This is a genomic window from Bacillus sp. 166amftsu (genome assembly GCF_900107445.1).
In the GTDB taxonomy this organism is placed as follows: Bacteria; Bacillota; Bacilli; order Bacillales; family Bacillaceae_G; genus Bacillus_A; species Bacillus_A arachidis.
In genome coordinates, this window is record NZ_FNQA01000058.1 from 1 (window position 1) to 3,507 (window position 3,507).

Consider the following 3,507-nt stretch of genomic DNA (forward strand, 5'->3'; position numbering starts at 1 on the left):
TTGCATGGGAATGGTGGAGAACAATTATTAATGAACAAAATGTTCCATTAACAAATGAAATAAAAGTTTCAATTGGAGGAACAACATTATACCCAAGTGCTAATATTAGTCATTAGGTAAAAGTGAAGCGCCCTGTAAACAGGGCGCTTTTTCAAATATATCATACTTCTCTATATAATTGTTGTAGCTATCACCTCTCAAAAATAAGTATTTTCTGAGCAATCTGATATCGATCGATTTTCGCTGTTTTTTTGCTGGAAACTTCCACAAAAACTCACTCTAGAAACTATGTCCTAAAAATGTACGTTTTAGATTTGTTGTATGTAGTCTTAAGTGAGCCCTTCAACTCGTCTGTAAAAGTATACTTTTAAGAACACATTTATTTCTTTTGAACTACTCACCACTTAACGTCCTTACGGACTGTTTGAAGTGGGAGATTCCTAAGTACAGAGTTCTATCGAACTCTAATGGATATTAGGCTATCCACGTAGTTCCTACGGTTAAGAGACGAATTGCTTCGTTTCTAAGATTGAGCGCTGCATTCCAATCTCTATGGTGATGTGTGTCACAAGAAGGACAATCCCACTCACGAATTGTTAGGTTTTTAACATCTTTGTTTTTGTATCCACAATTGGAACATAACTGACTAGAGGCAAATGTTTTAGATACCACCACAACTTGTTTGCCATACCATTTCGCTTTATATTCCAGCATAGTTCGAAATTGTGACCAAGATACTTCACTAATCGCTTTTGCAAGTTTTCCATTTTTGAGCATGTTACTGACTTGTAAGTCTTCCATACCGATGACATCTTGGTTTTTGATGACTTCAGTAGAGAGTTTATGTAAGTAATCAGCTCTTGTATTTGCAATATGTTCATGGATTCTCGCAACTTTCACGCGTTGTTTATTCCAGTTCGAAGAACCTTTCGTTCTTCTGGAAAGGATACGCTGTGCTCTCGCTAACTTTTCTTCTAATATACGGAAAAATTTAGGGTTCTTGTATGTTGTTCCATCAGAAAGAATAGCAAAATCTTTTAATCCAACATCAATTCCACAATTGGATTCAGTTTTAGGTATTTCTTGTACTTTTGTTTCGACAAGGACAGATACAAAGTATCTACCACTTGTGTTGCGTCGAATCGTTGCATTTAAAATACGACCTTCTACTTCACGACTTTTGGCAAAACGAACCATGCCAAGTTTCGGTAATTTCATTTTGTTGCCTACAATTGCAATATTTTCGTTCGTTTGTTTGGTTGTGTATGACTGAACTTTATTCTTTTTAGACTTGAATCGTGGAATATCATTCTGTTTCTTGAAAAAACGTGAAAAAGCATCTGCGAGGTTTTTTAATGTGGATTGAAGGGCAATACTATCGACTTCTTTTAACCAAATCGTATCCTGTTTCTTTTTTAATTGAGTTAGCTCGGCAGAGCAAGAAGGATAGGTTAATCCTTTTCCTGTTTCTTTATAGGTATCATTCCAAAGAGCAAGAAAATGGTTAAATACAAAGCGGCTGCACCCAATCGTTTTAGCAATTAATATTTCTTGTTTCTTATTCGGATAGATACGAAATTTATATGCCTTATTTACTAACATGGGTTGCACCTCACTTTTTGGTATGATAGCTACAGTATACTAAAAAACGTAGGCTTACGCCTACCGCCATTCATCTCCCACCTAAAATTGGTGTTTCACACCTTCGTATTTTTGAGGAAGGAGTCTTCTGGCGGAACATGATAAATTTGTACGAGGAAAGGGGAAAGTTCAAGAGAATATTGAAACCTTTCTCATATCACAATATAATATGGAACAACGTTCGGGAAAGTATATATTCTATGTTCCTTACACCACAATTTCAGATTTAGAACAAAAGGTAGATAGTATAATTCGTGCAATTGATTTTGAAGCGGATTTACAAAACTGTTTTACAGAGTTAGATGTGTACTGTGATGAATTGGAGCTACAATGGTAAAAGTAGCATTTGCTTGTATAGAGAGTTTAATTATAAAATAATAATAAGAAAAGTAAGACAGGGAGAGGAAATCCATGTCCACAAAATTAGTAAATTTACGCATTGATTTTGCTTTTAAACAGTTATTCGGCACAAAAGGGAATGAAGAGATATTAACCGGATTTCTAAACGCAATCTTAGAAGAGTCTTTGGATGTACCTATTAAATCTCTACAACTAGAAGATCCTCATCTTCATAAATCTTATGAAGATGATAAGTTATCAATATTAGACTTATTAGCAACACTAGATAATGGGACGCAAGTAAACATAGAAATTCAGCTTCGGAATACACATGATATGGTAAAGCGATCTTTATATTATTGGAGTAAACTCTATACGTCCCAAATGCAAGAAGGGATGCCATATCGTTCCCTTCGGAAAACCATTACCATTAACTTATTAGATTTTATGTTATTTTCTGACGATGAAGTATTTCATACCATCGGACAATTATGGAATACAAAATCGCAACAGGTATTAAGTGACGATATTGAAATCCATTTTGTAGAGATACCGAAATTGATCAAACAGTGGCGTGAAGAAAAAGTAAACCCATGGGAAAATACATTTGTTCGATGGATGTTATTACTACCAGCACATGAAGATGAACATTTAACTCAAACATTGGAGGAGATTGCAATGAATCAAGATCCAATTTTACAAAAAGCAATAAATAAATGGGAAAATATGAGCCATGACTCCTCTTTCCGAACAGCCTACGAGGCTCGTGAGAAGCTACTTCTTGATGAACAGGCTAAGTTGGCTCACGCTCGTGAAGAAGGTTTAGAGGAAGGTTTAGAAAAAGGGATTCAAAAAGGCCTTCAAAAGGGGATCCAAAAAGGGCGAGAAGAAGGCATAGAACAAGGGAAAATCCAATTAATTTGTGGTATGCATAAGAATGGTATGCCGTTAGAAGACATTGCAAAATTCACTGGTCTAAGTACAGAAGAGATACGAAAATTACTATTATAATTACATGTCATTACAAAAGCTTTGCGAATAATTTCGCAAAGCTTTTTATTATGCTGACTGTACTAAAGATGGGAAGGATCCGTAATGGTATAATGATGTTCGATGGTCACGTAGGCATTTAAAGGATATTTAGTAACTACTAAACCAGGTATTTGTAAGACTCCCAAAGAGGGAATAATGGCTTTCTAATTTGCAGACTTAATATCCAAGTAGTTGCCGTGCTCCAATAAAACTGTTATGGAAATATGCCAAATCACAGGAGTGAGTCAGGCAGTTCTATATCGTAGATTAAAAGAACTTGAATAAAGTTCTTTTTTGATTTGTAATTAAATCCCAGGGTGGCTCCTCATACCCAGAATCGGGTTCTGGTGCAAAAACTTCAGGTCAATTACAAACAATCTCTAAAACTTGGACATACTGAGGTTCTGTTGCAAAGTTTTCTACATGAAGCTACACTCTAGAAAACAGGATATAGGAGAATCAGACATGAGATATTTTAAAGGAAAACAATTCAAG

At 35.3% G+C, this 3,507-nt stretch carries 3 protein-coding genes and 1 pseudogene; 3 read left to right on the top strand and 1 reads right to left on the bottom strand.

Annotated features, from left to right (window positions below; translation table 11 throughout):
• The coding region (locus BLV40_RS28280) for a thiol-activated cytolysin C-terminal domain-containing protein (protein WP_139265644.1) at positions 1–116 on the top strand (116 nt) is incomplete at its 5' end.
• A 358-nt stretch (positions 117–474) separates the two neighbouring features.
• On the opposite strand, the gene tnpB is transcribed toward BLV40_RS28280, so the two are convergent.
• Complete coding sequence (gene tnpB, locus BLV40_RS27685) at positions 475–1,602, bottom strand: IS200/IS605 family element RNA-guided endonuclease TnpB (protein ID WP_090695837.1); 1,128 nt, start codon at positions 1,600–1,602, stop codon at positions 475–477.
• A gap of 136 nt (positions 1,603–1,738) precedes the next feature.
• Here tnpB and BLV40_RS27690 point away from each other — a divergent pair.
• A pseudogene (locus BLV40_RS27690) lies at positions 1,739–1,978 on the top strand (recombinase family protein); the annotation flags it as partial.
• A gap of 74 nt (positions 1,979–2,052) precedes the next feature.
• Complete coding sequence (locus tag BLV40_RS27695; protein ID WP_090695839.1) at positions 2,053–2,991, top strand: Rpn family recombination-promoting nuclease/putative transposase; 939 nt, start codon at positions 2,053–2,055, stop codon at positions 2,989–2,991.
• Positions 2,992–3,507 lie beyond the last annotated feature (516 nt).

Excerpts from the sequence above, each read along its gene's own strand:
- tnpB (WP_090695837.1), bottom strand. The coding sequence starts at position 1,602 with ATGTTAGTAAATAAGGCATATAAATTTCGTATCTATCCGAATAAGAAA.
- BLV40_RS27695 (WP_090695839.1), top strand. The coding sequence starts at position 2,053 with ATGTCCACAAAATTAGTAAATTTACGCATTGATTTTGCTTTTAAACAG.